The organism is Xanthomonas sp. LMC-A-07 (genome assembly GCF_030208825.1).
Taxonomy (GTDB): Bacteria; Pseudomonadota; Gammaproteobacteria; order Xanthomonadales; family Xanthomonadaceae; genus Xanthomonas; species Xanthomonas campestris.
The window spans coordinates 89,715-103,514 of record NZ_JARVTF010000003.1 but is presented as its reverse complement, the minus strand read 5'-3'; the positions used below and the strand labels follow the sequence as shown (position 1 = coordinate 103,514).

The window sequence follows — 13,800 nt, the reverse complement described above, 5'->3', positions numbered from 1 at the left end:
ACTCTTCTTCCACCTACGGATTTGTGATGTCGACACCGCTGCGTTCCACGGAAATGCTAACCGATGCGCTGCGCCAATCGCTGCGGCGCGCACAGGACCAGGTCAATTCGCTGTTGCTAGGCAAGGCGCAGGAAGTGCGGCTGGCGTTCGTGGCGCTGCTGTCCGGGGGACATCTGTTGATCGAGGACCTGCCCGGCCTGGGCAAGACCACCCTCGCCCACGCCATGGCGTCCAGCCTGGGCCTGGGGTTCCAGCGCGTGCAGTTCACCTCCGACCTATTGCCGGCCGATGTGCTGGGCGTGTCGGTCTACGACGCAGCCTCGCGGCAGTTCCAGTTTCATCCCGGCCCGGTGTTCACCAACGTGCTGCTGGCCGACGAGATCAACCGCGCGCCGCCGCGCACGCAGAGCTCGCTGCTCGAAGCAATGGCCGAGCAGCAGGTCACCCTGGACGGGGTGACACATGCGCTGCCGGAGCCGTTCTTCGTGATCGCCACGCAAAACCCGGTTGATCTGTCGGGCACCTTCCCGCTACCGGATTCGCAACTGGACCGCTTCCTGCTGCGGCTCAGCCTGGGCTACCCCAGTGCCGATGCCGAACGGGCGCTGCTGTCGGGTGTGGATCGCCGCGAGTTGATCGCCCAGGCCGCACCGCAGTTGAGCGATGCCGATGTCGTGGCGCTGCGCGCGGGGGTCAACCACATCCATACCAGCGACGCCTTGATCACCTATGTGCAGGCGCTGCTGCTGCGTAGCCGTCAGCACGCCGGCGTGCGCGTGGGCCTGTCGCCGCGTGCGGGGATTGCGCTGTTGCGCGCAGCCAAGGCCTACGCCCTGCTGCTGGGGCGCGAGCATGTGCTGCCGGAAGACGTGCAGGCGCTGTTCGTGGCGGTCGCCGGGCACCGCCTGGTGCCGGAAGCTGAATCATCGTCCGGGCCGGCGCTGTCCAAGGCGTTGCTGCACAGCGTGCCGGTGGACTGAGCACGTGCGTGCGCACCTGCGTGGCATGGGCCGACGGCTCAGCCTGCTGGCCCGCCCGCGCGGGCCGGAAGCCTTGCCGATCGTGCTGGATCGGCGCCGGATCTATGTGTTGCCCACGCGGTTTGGCCTGTTTCTGGCGGCCTTGCTGATGGCCATGCTGCTCGGCGCGCTGAACTACAACAACAACCCGGCGTTGTTGCTGGCGCTGCTGCTGGCCACCGCCGGCATCGCCAGCAGCATCGTGGCGCACCTGCAATTGTCGGCACTGCGGATCGAAGCGGTCTCCGCCGAACCGGTGGTGGCCGGCGAGCCGCTGCGCATGCGGGTGTCGTTGGCCCGCCGCGACACCCGCGCCCGCCGCGGATTGCGCCTGGATCATCTGGAGCACAGCGGTTTTTGCTCGCTCACCGACTACGACAACGCGGACGTGGATCTGCTGGTGCCCACCGTGCGTCGCGGCTGGCAGGACATCGAGCGCATTCGGCTCTCCAGCACCCAACCGCTGGGGCTGGTGCGCGCCTGGTCATGGGTCTGGCCGGAAACACCGCTGCTGGCCTACCCGGCCCCGGAAGCGCACGGCCCGGCGCTGCCCGATGGCGCCGGCTCGCCCAATCAGACCCGTCTGCATGCACAAGGCGAGGAACTGCACCAACTGCGTCCGTACCGGGCCGGCGACGCACCTCGGACGATTTCGTGGAAGCACTCGGCGCGCCGCGATGCGCTGCTGGTGCGCGAATACGAGCAGCCGCTGGGCGTGGAAGTCACCCTCGACTGGCGCAGCCTCAGCGCGCTGCCCTACGAACGCCGCATCGCGCGGCTGACGCGCTGGGTCAACCTTGCCGAACGCGATGGCCGCCGCTATCGGCTGCTGCTGCCGGGCCAGCCGCCGCTCGGTCCTGCGCACGGCCCGTCGCACCATCATCTGTGCCTGCGTGCGTTGGCGCTACTACCGCATGACTGAGCCTACCGCCCCGATCACCCAGGCCAGCCGCGGCTGGGTACTGGCCACCACCTGGCTGGCGCTGGCGCCACTGCTGCTGCAGTTGCCCGGCCTGCTCGCCGGCACCATCGCCGTCGCCGCGCTGCTGGTTGGCGTGATGAGCTGGCGCGGCAGCCTGATGGCACCGGTCCGGTTGCTGTTGGTCATCGCAATGCTGGCGGCGGTGTACTGGCAGATCGGAATGCGCTTCGGGCGCGACACCGGCTGCGCGGTGCTGGCGGCGATGCTGGCGATCAAGGCCTCCGAATTACGCACCCTGCGCGATGCGCGCAGCCTGCTCGGCTTTGCGTTGTTCGCACCGTTTGCCGCATTCCTGCTGGACCAGGGCCCGGCCACCATGGGCCTGGCGTTGCTCGCGGTGCTGAGTGCGCTGCTGTGCATGCAGCGCCTGGCCGACGAGGAACACCGCACCGGCACGCCAGGGCTGCGCCTGCAATTGCGCAGCATCGGCAAGCTGGTGGCCATTGGCGTGCCGCTGGCCCTGGCCACGTTCTGGCTGCTACCACGTTTGAGCTCGCCGCTATGGGGCGTGCCGGAGCGGGCGCTGTCGCGGCCCGGCCTGTCGGACAACATGTCCCCGGGTGAGTGGATCGACCTGATGGCCGATGACAGCCCCGCCCTGCGCGTGCAATTCAACGGCAAGGCGCCGCCACCGGAGCAGCGGTACTGGCGCGGCCCGGTGATGTGGGACTTCGATGGCCGCACCTGGCAGCGCGCGCGCTGGACCGGCCGCGCGCAACCGGCCGCCTTCGCCGCCGGGCCGGCAACGTATCGCTACCGCCTGGACTACGAGCCCACCGACCGCCGCCAGCTGGTCGCGCTGGATCTGCCGGTGCAAGGCGTTGCGAACGCCGAGCTGTCGCCCGATTACGAATTGTTCGCGCAACGGCCGTTGAGTGCCCTCACCCGCTGGGACCTGCAGTCCGCACCACCGGCACGCTTCGACACCGATCTACCGGCGCCGCTGCGCGCACGCGCATTGGCGCTGCCACCCGGCTTCAATCCACGCACCATCGCCCTGGCCCGCCAGTGGCGTGCCGAAGCGGGTCGTGACGATGCCGCAGTGGTGCAGCGCGCGCTGCAATGGATCACGCGCGAATTCGCCTACACGCTCGACACCCCGCTGCTCGGGCGCAACAGCGTCGATGAGTTTCTGTTCCAGCAGAAGGCCGGTTTCTGCGAACACTTCAGCTCGTCGTTTGTGGTGCTGATGCGCGCGGCCGGCATCCCTGCACGCGTGGTCACCGGCTATGCCGGCGGCACCTACAACGGGCTGGGCAATTACTGGGTCGTGCGGCGCATGGATGCGCATGCGTGGAGCGAGGTGTGGCTGGCCGGCCGTGGCTGGGTGCGCGTGGATCCCACCGCCGGCGTGGCACCGGAACGCATCTACGACACGCTGGAGGATCGCCTGCAGGCCGATGGCGGCGGTGGTGGCCAGCTGGGCACCTGGGACAGGCTGGGCGAGGTCAGCGACTGGCTGCGTCGCGGCTGGAACGAGCTGGTGCTGTCCTTCGATGCCGACCGCCAGCAGCGGCTGCTGCAACCGTTCGGCATCGACCGCCTGGACACCAACCAGCTCGCGGCCATTTTCGGCGTATTCGCGGTCAGCGCACTGGCCTGGATGGGGTGGCTGCTGGCGCGCGGCGAACGCGAACGCGACCCGCTGCTGCGCGCCTGGCACCGGCTCGGGCGCCGTTACCGCAAGCTCGGCCTAGCCCGCGAACCGCACGAACCGGCCACCACCTGGGCGCAACGTGTGGCACAGCACGATCCCCACACGACACTGTTGGCACTCAGCCAACGTTTCGCTGCGGCGCGCTACGCTGGCGCTGATTCGGACAGCGCCTCTCTCATCAAAGATCTGCAGCAGCATCGCCCGCGAACCGGAGCTTCCTCATGAGTACCCGTTTTCTTCTTCCAGTCATCGCTGTCCTCGGGCTCGCTGCCTGTGCCACGGCGCCCAAGCCGTTGCAGGGCCAGTTCCCCACGGTCAGCCCGAGCGACTCGACCGCCAGTGCCCAGGTCGGCACCTCGGTGCGCTGGGGCGGCAAGATCATCCAGACCAAACCGGCCCAGGGCCAGACCTGCTTCGAGCTGATCTCGCGCCCGCTCAACGCCAGCGGCCGCCCGGACCGTAGCGCGGTGGATGCCAGCGATGGCCGCTTCCTCGCCTGCCGCGCGGGCTTCTACGACCCGGCGGTATTCGAGCCAGGCCGCGAAGTGACCTTCATCGGCAAGATCGAAGGCTACGAAACCACCAAGATCGGCGAGTACGACTACAAGCTGCCCAAGGTGGCCGCCGATGTGGTTTATCTGTGGCCGCAGGTGCGCGAGGTCGATGTGGTGCCGGCCTACCCGTACGGCCCCTGGGGCGACCCGTGGGGTCCGTGGGGCCCGCGCTGGGGCGGCGGTTGGGGCCGCGGTTGGTGGTAACCAGCCACTGCTGAGATGACACAAGAACGCCGCTCGCAGGGAGCGGCGTTTTTGTGTGTGGCGTCCGCTGTCACAGGATCACCCTACGCATATGTCACATCGATCACGGCGTACCGAAACGCCCCAGCGGCGCACCGGCCAGCAGATGCAGATGGATATGGAACACCGTCTGCCCAGCATGCTCGCGGCAGTTCATGACAATGCGGTAGCCGTCCTGCGCCAGCCCTTGTTCGCGCGCATATGCCGCGGCCGCCAGCGCCAACTTGCCGACCAGCAACGCCTGCTCAGGCGGCACATCGTCCAGGGTCGGGATCGCATGCACCTTGGGAATGAAGAGCACATGCACCGGCGCCTGCGGTGCGATGTCTTCGAATCCCAGCACCTCGTCGTCTTCATAGACGATGGTGGCGGGAATTTCGCGACGAATGATCTTGCCGAAAATGGTGTCGGTCATAAGTTGGGGATTGGGGATTGGTCATTTGGGATTGGCAGAAGCTTACCCGCGCACGTCGCGTTCTGCTTTTCCGAATCCCCAATCCCGATTCCCCAATCCCTGCCGTCAAAGCACCTCACTACGCGTGCCGAAGGCATGCGACAAGGTGCCGCGATCCACGTACTCCAACTCGCCGCCCAGCGGCATGCCTTGTGCGAGCCGGCTGGGGCGCACGCTGTGTTGGCGGGCCAGTTGCGCCAGGTAATGCGCGGTGGCCTCGCCCTCGACGGTGGCGTTGGTGGCGATGATCATTTCGGTGACCTCGCCCGCCGCCAGACGCTCGGCCAGGCGGTCCAGCCCCAACTCACGCGGGCCGATACCATCCAGCGGCGACAAACGCCCCTGCAGGATGAAATACACCCCGCGGTAGCCGGTGGCGTGCTCGATCGCCAGGCGATCGGCGGGCGATTCCACCACACACAGCTGCTGCCGGTCACGGGCGGAATTGGCGCAGATCGCGCACACCTCCGACTCGGTGAAGTCGCGGCATTGCACGCAATGGCCCACCTTCTCCACCGCATTGGCCAACGCCGCCGCCAGCCGCCGCCCACCCTCGCGCTCACGCTCGAGCACGTGGTACGCCATGCGCTGCGCCGACTTCTGACCCACACCGGGCAGCACCCGGAAGGCTTCGATCAGTTGTTCTAGAAGGGAGGACATTGGAAGGCCGGGATTGGGGATTCGGTAGTCGGGATTCGCAAAGGCCAAGCGGTCTCGCTTTCACCAATCCCGAATCCCGACTCCCGAATCCCTTCGCTCAGAACGGCAGCTTCATGCCCGGCGGCAACTGCATGCCGGCAGTGGCCGAGCCCATGCGGTCCTTGGATTCGGCATCGATCTTGTTGGAGGCATCGTTGAAGGCGGCGGCGATCAGATCCTCGGCCATCTCCTGGTCGGAGAGGATGCTCGGATCGATCCGCACCTTGCGGCACTCCTTGGAACCGGTGAGCGTTACGCTGACCATGCCACCGCCGGCAGTGCCGGTGACTTCCAGCTTGGCCAGTTCTTCCTGGGCGCGCTGCAGGTTTTCCTGCATCTTCTGCGCCTGCTGCATCAGTTGGGCAATATTTCCACGCATGCGGGGTTACTCGTCGTAAGGGCGGATGGAATCGGGAACGACCCGCGCGCCCTGCTGCTGAATCAGCTGCTGCACATTCGGGTCGTTCATGAAGGCGGTTTCGGCCGCACTCTGGCGCTCGCCTTTCTGGCGATTGGCACGCTCGTGCAGGGTCTCGACATCGGCGCTGCCGGTCTCGATCACGATGCGCGGCGTGTTGCCCAACTCTGGCGCCAGCGCCTGGGCAAGATTGGCGATGGAACGGTCGGAATTGAGATATTCAAAGCCCGGCGCCAGCGCCAGGCGCAGCACGCCGTCGCGATGGCCGATGAAGGCCGCATTGGCAGCGAGCTGGCGCGAGGGGCCATTCAAACCGCTGCGCGTGACCAGCTCCAGCCATTGCTCGGCATCGGCGATGTGTCCGTCGTCGAACGCAGCGGCCGGCGGTGTCACCGGCGCGGGCGCGGACGGCGGGGCCACAGGCACCACCGCATCCATGGCAGCAGGCGCCGCGTCGTCGGCCACGGTCGCAGGCGGCGCCATGGCCGCTTCCGGCGCCATCAACGGCACAGCAGCAGGCGCCTCGGCAGCGGCACGTTGCGGTGCAGCCTGTGCACGCACCGGTGCGTCGTCCACCGCCCACGGCGGTGTGTCATCCGTGCGCGCAGGCGGCGCTGACGGCGCAGGTTCGGCGGCAGGCGTGGGCAACACCACCACCGGCGATGGCGCGGCAGCGACGGGGGGCGCGGACACCACGGGGGCTGGGCTGATGTCGGCCGCCTTGGCCGATGTCGCCGCCCGTGCAGGTGCGGCGGCCGCAGGCGCCGCCTGCACGCCGGTGGCCGTTCCACGCGTGTTGCTGCCAGCGCTAGCGCCACGTCCATCGTCGCCGCTGCCTGCCGGCACCGCGGCAGCCGGCCGGAAGGCGAGCATGCGCAGCACGGCCATTTCAAACCCGGCGCGCGGACTCGGCGCCAGGTACAGATCGCGGCGCCCGTTAAGCGCCATCTGGTACCAGAGCTGCACCACTTCCGGCCGCAGCTGCGCGGCAAAGCCGGTCGGGTCGATGCCATCGCCCACGAACGCCACCGACGGCACCAGCTGCTGCACCTGGATGCGATGCAAGGCCTCCGCCAGCGCCTCCAGCACGCCGCTCCAGTCGGGCGAGAATTCCGCCAACGCGGCAACCACCTTTAACAACTGCGCGCCGTCCCCATCGGACAGCGCCTGCAGCATCGCACCGACCTGGGTGCGGTCGACCGTGCCCAGCATGGTGCGCACCACGTCTTCGCGCAGCGCACCGCCGGCATAGGCGATGGCCTGGTCGAGCAAGGACAGCCCGTCACGCAGCGAGCCATCGGCCGCCTTGGACAACTGCACGATCGCCGACGGGTCCGACTCGATCTCCTCGGCCGCCAGGATGCGGGTCATCTGCCCTTGGATCTGGTCTTCGTCCAGCCGCTTGAGGTTGAACTGCAGGCAGCGCGACAGCACCGTCACCGGCAGCTTTTGCGGGTCGGTGGTGGCCAGCAGGAATTTCACGTGCTCCGGCGGCTCTTCCAGCGTCTTCAGCAGCGCATTGAACGCGGCCTTGGAGAGCATGTGCACCTCGTCGATCAGGTAGACCTTGAACTTGCCGCGCGAGGGCATGTACTGCGCGTTTTCGATCACTTCGCGCACATCGTCCACGCCGGTGTTGGACGCGGCGTCGATCTCCAGCAGGTCGATATAACGCCCGGCATCGATATCCAGACAGGCCGGGCACGTGCCGCACGGATCGGCACTGGTGCCGGTCTCGCAGTTCAGCGATTTGGCGAAGATGCGCGCGATGGTGGTCTTGCCAACGCCGCGGGTGCCGGTGAACAGGAACGCGTGGTGCACGCGGCCACTGTCGAGCGCATTGCTGAGCGCGCGGACCACGTGTTCCTGGCCAACGAGTTCGGCAAAACGCTTCGGGCGCCACTTACGGGCGAGAACGAGATAGGACATCGGGAAACCAGCGAACGTTGAACCGATATTGTGCCACGCCGCGCACTCTTGATCGTTCAGGGACGGGCCGTCGGCCGCAGCCACGCACCGGCCGGATCGACGGCGGCGCATTGCCGGCAGCGTGACGCGCACGCAGCGCCAACTGTCGCTGCGGCATCGGACCTGAAGGGGGGTGGTGTCCCCGCCGGTTGACCTCGGCGCCCGCATCAATCGATACCGTTGCTGCCTTCCGGCCCTGGCGGGATTTTCGATCTAGCGTCGCGAGGGACCGACGGGGCCACCATAAGACGTGGGCCACCGGCGTGGCCCTGGATGTCGGCAACGTGCACAAGCGCGCAACGCAAACATCATGAAACTGGCGGAGAGAGGGGGATTCGAACCCCCGAAGCGCGGTTTAGACGCTTACACACTTTCCAGGCGTGCTCCTTCAACCACTCGGACACCTCTCCGTGCCTGTCGGGCGGCCTGGCCGTCGACAGAAGCGGAATTCTAGCTGTCGCGCGCGGCTTTAACAAGGTGAGTCTTGGCGCGGCCCGCAGAGGGCGCGACAGAATTGCGGTGCCGCACAGGAACCCGCCCGCGCGGGCACCTGTCGATTCAAACACCAGCCGCGCTCGCCTGGCAGATGCACCGCAGGTGAGGCATTGCCTTACTGCGACTCCGGATGCAGCCAGCCGGCATCGCCTTCCAGGTAGTGCTCGTGCTTCCAGATCGGCACGCGCGCCTTGACCTCGTCGATGATGAAGCGGCACGCCTCGAATGCGGCGCCACGGTGCGCCGCGCTGACGCCAACCCACACCGCCATTTCGCCGATGCCCAGCTCGCCCACGCGATGCACGCACTGCGCCTGCAGGATGGAGAACCGCGTCATCGCCTCGTCTAGCACACGCTGCCCTTCGGCCTGTGCGAGCGCGGCATAGGCTTCGTAGCGCAGCCCTGCAACGCTGCGGCCATCGTTACGGTTGCGCACCCAACCCTCGAAGCTCGCAAACGCACCAGCGCGCGGGTGCTCCAGTGCCTGCCGCAACGCTTCCACCTGCAGGGGCGCGTCCGACAGCCCGAAGCTCGGCCTGATCTGCTCATGCATGCTCAACCTCCAGAGACCGGCGGAATGAAGACCACTTCGCTGCCATCGCGCAGCGGGTCGTCCCAGCGCGCGAATGCGCCGTCCACGGCCACGCGTAATTGCGCCGGCGTCCAGCGCAGCCCGTGCCGCGCATCCAGCTCCGCATACACGCCGCGCAAATCGGCAGCATCCGAGTGCACTTGCTCGCTGGCAATGCCGGCAGCCTCGCGCAAGCTGGCGAAATACAACACGGTGATGGTGGCGCTCATCGCGCAGCTCCGATATCGCGCTTGCCGCCGCGTTTGGACAACAATTTGGTCGGGCCGATCCGCATGCTGTGCGAGAGCGCCTTGCACATGTCGTAGACCGTCAACGCCGCCACGCTGGCGCCGGTCAGTGCTTCCATCTCCACGCCCGTGCGGTGTACGCAGCGCACCGTGCAGACGATCTGCAGCACCTGCGCGCCCGCCCAATCGATCTCGAAGCGGCAGCCATCGATGGGCAGCGGATGGCAGAACGGAATCAGCTCGTGTGTGCGCTTGACCGCCATGGTGCCGGCGATCACCGCCGTCTCCACGATGCCGCCCTTGGCGCTGCGCAAGCCGTTGGCGCGCAGTTGCGCTGCCACGGCAGCAGGAAAGTGCACGCGGCTCTCCGCGGTGGCACTGCGTGCGGTGACCTGCTTGTCCGAGACGTCCACCATGGTGGGCAGCCCGGCGTCGTCCAGGTGGGTGAGGCGTGCGGAAGTGGTCTTTGCTGGCATGGGAAACGACACGGGAACAGAACGTCAGGATGCGGGATTGTCGGTGAACGGGGTAGCTTGATGGAACAGCATCCGCCAGCGCGCACCATCCAGGCGCCATAGCGAACTGCGCAGAGCACACCGCACCACGCCGTCGGCGTGCACGCGGGTGCGATAGCGCAGCTGCGCAAGCTGTGGGACCAGCAGCACGCAGCTGAAGTCGTCGGTCACGTAATCGGCAACCACCGCACTGGTGGTCAATGCCGCGATGACCTCCGCGCGCGTGTAGCACCGGCCCGACGCACCGAACTCGACGAACGCGGGATCCAGCAACGTCTCCAGTTCGGCCGCCGCGCCACGCACCTGTGGATCGAGCAGACGCAGCTCCAAGTCGCGCAACTGCGTCAGCAGCGCAGCGGCGCTCACCCGCCGATCAGGAACATCTCGACCGGCTTGCGACGCCGGGAGGTGGATGCGCGCACTTCGCTATAGCGGTCCGCACGCACGCTCCAGCGCTGGCGCAGATGCGTGGCCAGGCCCTGCTCGCCCTCGGCCAGTGCCGGCTTGAGGTCATGCCCCTGACTGGCAAACAGGCAGGTGTACAGGTGCCCATCGGCAGAGACGCGCGCACGCTGGCAATCGCCGCAAAACGGCACGCTGACCGAACTGACAAAGCCCACCTCGCCCAGCCCGTCGGCAAATGCGTGCCGCTGCGCCACTTCGCCGGTGTAGTTGGCATCCAGCGGCGCCAACGGCCATCGCGCATGGATCCGGTCGCGCAACTGCGCGGAGGTCACCACCGCCTCGGGCCGCCAGCCATTGCAGCTGCCCACATCCATGAATTCGATGAAACGCAACACATGCCCGGTGCCACGGAAGTGCTCGACCAACGGCAGCACCTGGTCTTCGTTGACGTCGCGCTGCACCACGCAATTGATCTTCAGGCGATCAAATCCGGCCTGCTCGGCCGCGGCGATGCCGGCCAGCACCTGGTCGATCTCGCCACGCCCGCCGCTCATCTGGCGGAACAGCGCAGGCTCCAGCGCATCCATGCTCACGGTGATGCGGCGCAGCCCGGCCTGGCGCAGGGCCACGGCCTGGCGCGCCAGCAGCGCTCCATTGGTGGTCAGCGCCAGATCCTCGATGCCCTCGATCGCCGCCAGGCGCTCGATCAGCACCGGCAGGTTCTTGCGCAACAACGGCTCGCCGCCGGTCAGGCGCAGCTTGGTCACGCCCACCGCCACGAAGGCGCGCACCAGGGTTTCCAACTGGTCAAAGCTCAGCCGCTGGTCAGCGTCCAGCCCGTAATCGTCCGGCACGCGGTCGGCCGGCATGCAGTAGCCACAGCGAAAATTGCAGGCCTCGATCACCGACAAGCGCAGGTCGCGCAGCGGCCGGCCGTAGCGGTCCTGCATCGGTGCGGCGCTCAGGTCCGGCAGCATCAGGGCACCCATCAGCGCGGCGCCATGGCGGCAGTGGGTGTTGCCAGCGCAAGCACCTGGCCAGGTACAGCCACGCGATGGCCGCGTGCCCGCAGCACGTCGCCGTCGGCGTTGCTGGCGTAGTGATACAGCCACATGCGGCTCAACAGGTCCTGCGGGTATTCCCGCTCCAGGTCATCCACACCAGTATGCGACGGGTTGCCGTGAACGCCGCAGTCATGCGCGATGAGCTCGCTGTCATCGGCATAGCGCGCCAGCATCTCCGGGATCGGCCGGGTGTCGCCGGTCCAGACCAATGCACCCTGCAGGCGCAGCCCGTAGGCGGTCTCCGGCCAGTGGTGGCGCACCGGGAACACTTCCAGGCGCACACCGTCGTGCCAGAAGGCCTCGCCCACCGGCACCAGCTGAAATGCATCCCAAAAGTTCGCACCACCCTCGGCCAGCACGTTCGGGTAGTCGGCCAGCCGCCGCTGCAGCAGCGGCACCACCGGCGCCGGCACGTACAGGCGGGTGCGGCCACGGCGTTCGGAGAAATAGCTGTCCACGAACAAGCGCTCCAGCCCGCCCACGTGGTCCAAATGCACGTGGGTGATGAAGACCGCCTGTGGCATCTGGCCGTAATGGGCCTGATAGCTGGTGAGCCCTTCGCTGCCGCAGTCGATGGTCAGCCACGGCGCACCGCCACGCTCCAGCGTGGCCATCGGCGACCCCAGCGCCACGGCCGACGCATTGCCGACCCCCTGCACCCGCAGTGCCCACTCCATCAGTAGCCCCGGCCCCAGGCCAGCTCGTAGGCGCGGTGCAGGCGCTCGTAGTCCTTGTCCACGTCTTCGCGGGTGCGGTTGCCGCGCAGCTTCAGCAGCGAACGATGCAGGCGGGCCAGGTTGCGCTCGCGCCAGCGAGTGGCCGGAATACGCAGCACGCCGCGGTCGAAATCGATCAGCCAGCCATGCCCGCCGGCATCGAACAGGATGTTGTGCGCATTGAGATCGGCGTGATCCAGGCCGGCGCGGTGGAAGCGCGCGATCAGCCGCCCGGTGTCTTCCCACGGCGCGCCGCGGCCAGCCACCTGTGCATGGTCGGCCAGCGACCGCACGTTCTCCAGCCGCTCCATCAACAACGCAGCACGGTAGCCCAAACCTTCGCGCAGATAGCAGGCCGCCAACGGGCGCGGCACCGGCAGCTTGCGCTTGAGCAGCTCACGCATCAGCCGGAATTCGGCAAAGCTGCGCGTGCGCCCGGCGCCTTTCCAGAGATATTGGTCGCGACTTACACGTGCGGCCATGCCGCCGCGCCGGTATTGGCGCAGCACGCTGTGGCCAAACGGGGCATCCACGAACCACGCGCCACCGCGCCCGCCCTCGTCTACCGGACGCGCCCTGTCGCCCCAACGCTGTGGCGAGAACAGCCCGGCATCGGCTTGCCGCAGCCGTTCGCGGTCGAACAGAATGGCGCCGTACCCGCGGCCTTCGCGGTACGGCGTCAGCGCTTCAGTGGCGTCGAAAGAAACCATCCATCGAGTCTAACAACACCATGGCTTCTACGCCTGCTTCGTTATGCCTGCTGCGCCTGTCCGCCCTGGGCGACGTCACCCACGTGGTGCCGCTGGTGCACACCTTGCAGGCGGGCTTTCCGCAGGCGCAGTTGCACTGGATCATCGACAAGGCCGGGCTCAAATTGCTCGACGGCCTGCCCGGCGTGCACTTCCATGCCTACGACAAACGCAGCGGCTTGGCCGGCATGCGCGCAGTGCGCCAAGCGCTGGCCGCGCATGGTCACTTCGATGCCTTGCTGCAGATGCAGGTCGCATTTCGCGCCAACGTGCTGTCGGCGTTCGTGCCGGCGCGCCGGCGCATAGGCTACGACCGCAGCCGCTCGAAGGACCTGCACGGCCTGTTCGTCAACGAGCGCATCGCCGACCGACCGGGCATCCACGTGCTGGACGCCATCGGCAGCTTCGCCGAGCCACTGGGACTGCGCCAGACCGAGGTGCGCTGGAACCTGCCGGTGCCCGCCGACGCACACGCGTGGGCACAGGCGCAATGGCAAGACGATGGGCGCCCGGTGTTGATGATCTCGCCGTGTTCCAGCCACGTGCGGCGCAACTGGTACCCGGACCGGCACGCTGCGCTGGCCGACCATGCTGCCACGCAGGGCTGGCGGGTAGTGCTGTGCGGCGGCCGTAGCGAGCTGGAGCGCAGCACAGCCGATGCCATCATCGCGGCGGCGCGCACGCCGGTACTGGATCTGGTCGGCAAGGACACGCTCAAGCAGTTGCCTGCCCTGCTCGCCCGCGCCGCGCTGGTGGTCACACCGGATTCGGGGCCGATGCATATCGCCAACGCGATGGGCACCAAGGTGCTCGGCCTGCATGCCGCCAGCAACCCGCGACGCAGCGGCCCGTATTCGGATGTGCGCTATTGCGTGGATCGCTACGACGCTGCCGCACGCAAGCACCTGGGCAAGCCGGCCGCGCAGCTCAAGTGGGGCACCAAGATCGAGTTCGACGACGTGATGACCTTGATCAGCGTCGACGATGCCATCGCCGCGTTCGAGCGCTATCGCGCAGATCACGCCTGACCCATCGGTCAGCCT

The 13,800-nt window shown here is 67.6% G+C and carries 16 protein-coding genes, 1 tRNA gene and 1 other RNA gene; 5 read left to right on the top strand and 13 right to left on the bottom strand.

The window, feature by feature from the left end:
* Positions 1 to 26: 26 nt before the first annotated feature.
* The 4 genes from QRM89_RS02305 to QRM89_RS02290 are packed head-to-tail and all read left to right on the top strand — an operon-like array spanning position 27 to position 4,416.
* Positions 27 to 980 carry a MoxR family ATPase gene (locus QRM89_RS02305; protein ID WP_285447181.1) on the top strand — a complete coding sequence of 318 codons (954 nt, stop codon included), beginning with the start codon at positions 27 to 29 and terminating at the stop codon, positions 978 to 980.
* A gap of 4 nt (positions 981 to 984) precedes the next feature.
* Positions 985 to 1,941 carry a DUF58 domain-containing protein gene (locus QRM89_RS02300; protein ID WP_042595035.1) on the top strand — a complete coding sequence of 319 codons (957 nt, stop codon included), beginning with the start codon at positions 985 to 987 and terminating at the stop codon, positions 1,939 to 1,941.
* Positions 1,934 to 3,883: a DUF3488 and transglutaminase-like domain-containing protein gene (locus tag QRM89_RS02295; protein ID WP_285447180.1), complete on the top strand. Its 1,950-nt coding sequence runs from the start codon at positions 1,934 to 1,936 to the stop codon at positions 3,881 to 3,883. The genes QRM89_RS02300 and QRM89_RS02295 overlap by 8 nt, the downstream gene beginning before the upstream one ends.
* The gene (locus QRM89_RS02290) at positions 3,880 to 4,416 is read left to right on the top strand and encodes a Slp family lipoprotein (RefSeq protein ID WP_042595033.1); all 537 of its coding nucleotides are present in this window, start codon (positions 3,880 to 3,882) and stop codon (positions 4,414 to 4,416) included. The genes QRM89_RS02295 and QRM89_RS02290 overlap by 4 nt, the downstream gene beginning before the upstream one ends.
* 103 nt (positions 4,417 to 4,519) lie before the next feature.
* Here QRM89_RS02290 and QRM89_RS02285 read toward each other — a convergent pair whose 3' ends face one another.
* From QRM89_RS02285 to QRM89_RS02225, 13 genes are all read right to left on the bottom strand, one after another.
* On the bottom strand, positions 4,520 to 4,870 hold the full coding sequence (locus QRM89_RS02285; RefSeq protein WP_042595032.1) for a histidine triad nucleotide-binding protein: 351 nt from the start codon (positions 4,868 to 4,870) through the stop codon (positions 4,520 to 4,522).
* 105 nt (positions 4,871 to 4,975) lie between these two features.
* Positions 4,976 to 5,569 carry a recombination mediator RecR gene (recR, locus tag QRM89_RS02280; RefSeq protein WP_076036268.1) on the bottom strand — a complete coding sequence of 198 codons (594 nt, stop codon included), beginning with the start codon at positions 5,567 to 5,569 and terminating at the stop codon, positions 4,976 to 4,978.
* A 97-nt stretch (positions 5,570 to 5,666) separates the two neighbouring features.
* The gene (locus tag QRM89_RS02275) at positions 5,667 to 5,987 is read right to left on the bottom strand and encodes a YbaB/EbfC family nucleoid-associated protein (protein WP_285447179.1); all 321 of its coding nucleotides are present in this window, start codon (positions 5,985 to 5,987) and stop codon (positions 5,667 to 5,669) included.
* 6 nt (positions 5,988 to 5,993) lie between these two features.
* Positions 5,994 to 7,955 (bottom strand): DNA polymerase III subunit gamma/tau, encoded by a 1,962-nt coding sequence (gene dnaX / locus QRM89_RS02270; RefSeq protein ID WP_285447178.1) that lies wholly within the window; start codon positions 7,953 to 7,955, stop codon positions 5,994 to 5,996.
* A gap of 178 nt (positions 7,956 to 8,133) precedes the next feature.
* Positions 8,134 to 8,230, bottom strand: an RNA gene (ffs, locus tag QRM89_RS02265) — signal recognition particle sRNA small type.
* A gap of 81 nt (positions 8,231 to 8,311) precedes the next feature.
* Positions 8,312 to 8,404: transfer RNA gene (locus QRM89_RS02260), tRNA-Ser, on the bottom strand.
* Positions 8,405 to 8,604: 200 nt separating this feature from the next.
* Positions 8,605 to 9,048, bottom strand: coding sequence for a molybdenum cofactor biosynthesis protein MoaE (locus QRM89_RS02255; RefSeq protein ID WP_285447177.1), 444 nt, complete (start codon positions 9,046 to 9,048; stop codon positions 8,605 to 8,607).
* Positions 9,045 to 9,290, bottom strand: a complete 246-nt coding sequence (locus QRM89_RS02250; RefSeq protein WP_012439072.1) for a MoaD/ThiS family protein — start codon at positions 9,288 to 9,290, stop codon at positions 9,045 to 9,047. Before QRM89_RS02250 ends, QRM89_RS02255 begins: the two co-directional genes overlap by 4 nt.
* Positions 9,287 to 9,784, bottom strand: a complete 498-nt coding sequence (gene moaC / locus QRM89_RS02245) for a cyclic pyranopterin monophosphate synthase MoaC (RefSeq protein WP_042595029.1) — start codon at positions 9,782 to 9,784, stop codon at positions 9,287 to 9,289. Before moaC ends, QRM89_RS02250 begins: the two co-directional genes overlap by 4 nt.
* Before the next feature lie 24 nt (positions 9,785 to 9,808).
* On the bottom strand, positions 9,809 to 10,189 hold the full coding sequence (locus QRM89_RS02240) for a nuclear transport factor 2 family protein (RefSeq protein ID WP_285447176.1): 381 nt from the start codon (positions 10,187 to 10,189) through the stop codon (positions 9,809 to 9,811).
* Positions 10,186 to 11,217: a GTP 3',8-cyclase MoaA gene (gene moaA / locus QRM89_RS02235; RefSeq protein WP_274339868.1), complete on the bottom strand. Its 1,032-nt coding sequence runs from the start codon at positions 11,215 to 11,217 to the stop codon at positions 10,186 to 10,188. The genes QRM89_RS02240 and moaA overlap by 4 nt, the downstream gene beginning before the upstream one ends.
* A complete protein-coding gene (locus QRM89_RS02230) occupies positions 11,217 to 11,969 on the bottom strand; it encodes an MBL fold metallo-hydrolase (RefSeq protein ID WP_011036198.1) in 753 nt (250 codons plus the stop codon). The genes moaA and QRM89_RS02230 overlap by 1 nt, the downstream gene beginning before the upstream one ends.
* Complete coding sequence (locus QRM89_RS02225) at positions 11,969 to 12,718, bottom strand: 3-deoxy-D-manno-octulosonic acid kinase (protein WP_011036197.1); 750 nt, start codon at positions 12,716 to 12,718, stop codon at positions 11,969 to 11,971. The genes QRM89_RS02230 and QRM89_RS02225 overlap by 1 nt, the downstream gene beginning before the upstream one ends.
* A 20-nt stretch (positions 12,719 to 12,738) precedes the next feature.
* Between QRM89_RS02225 and QRM89_RS02220 the strand changes: the two genes are divergently transcribed.
* A complete protein-coding gene (locus QRM89_RS02220) occupies positions 12,739 to 13,785 on the top strand; it encodes a glycosyltransferase family 9 protein (RefSeq protein ID WP_103699578.1) in 1,047 nt (348 codons plus the stop codon).
* The last annotated feature ends 15 nt before the right edge of the window (positions 13,786 to 13,800 follow it).

What these genes read in the sequence shown, in the direction of transcription:
- QRM89_RS02305 (WP_285447181.1), top strand. Translation starts at nt 27, where the DNA reads ATGTCGACACCGCTGCGTTCCACGGAAATGCTAACCGATGCGCTGCGC.
- QRM89_RS02295 (WP_285447180.1), top strand. Translation starts at nt 1,934, where the DNA reads ATGACTGAGCCTACCGCCCCGATCACCCAGGCCAGCCGCGGCTGGGTA.
- QRM89_RS02290 (WP_042595033.1), top strand. Translation starts at nt 3,880, where the DNA reads ATGAGTACCCGTTTTCTTCTTCCAGTCATCGCTGTCCTCGGGCTCGCT.
- QRM89_RS02285 (WP_042595032.1), bottom strand. Translation starts at nt 4,870, where the DNA reads ATGACCGACACCATTTTCGGCAAGATCATTCGTCGCGAAATTCCCGCC.
- recR (WP_076036268.1), bottom strand. Translation starts at nt 5,569, where the DNA reads ATGTCCTCCCTTCTAGAACAACTGATCGAAGCCTTCCGGGTGCTGCCC.
- QRM89_RS02275 (WP_285447179.1), bottom strand. Translation starts at nt 5,987, where the DNA reads ATGCGTGGAAATATTGCCCAACTGATGCAGCAGGCGCAGAAGATGCAG.
- dnaX (WP_285447178.1), bottom strand. Translation starts at nt 7,955, where the DNA reads ATGTCCTATCTCGTTCTCGCCCGTAAGTGGCGCCCGAAGCGTTTTGCC.
- QRM89_RS02250 (WP_012439072.1), bottom strand. Translation starts at nt 9,290, where the DNA reads ATGAGCGCCACCATCACCGTGTTGTATTTCGCCAGCTTGCGCGAGGCT.
- moaC (WP_042595029.1), bottom strand. Translation starts at nt 9,784, where the DNA reads ATGCCAGCAAAGACCACTTCCGCACGCCTCACCCACCTGGACGACGCC.
- moaA (WP_274339868.1), bottom strand. Translation starts at nt 11,217, where the DNA reads ATGGGTGCCCTGATGCTGCCGGACCTGAGCGCCGCACCGATGCAGGAC.
- QRM89_RS02230 (WP_011036198.1), bottom strand. Translation starts at nt 11,969, where the DNA reads ATGGAGTGGGCACTGCGGGTGCAGGGGGTCGGCAATGCGTCGGCCGTG.
- QRM89_RS02225 (WP_011036197.1), bottom strand. Translation starts at nt 12,718, where the DNA reads ATGGTTTCTTTCGACGCCACTGAAGCGCTGACGCCGTACCGCGAAGGC.
- QRM89_RS02220 (WP_103699578.1), top strand. Translation starts at nt 12,739, where the DNA reads ATGGCTTCTACGCCTGCTTCGTTATGCCTGCTGCGCCTGTCCGCCCTG.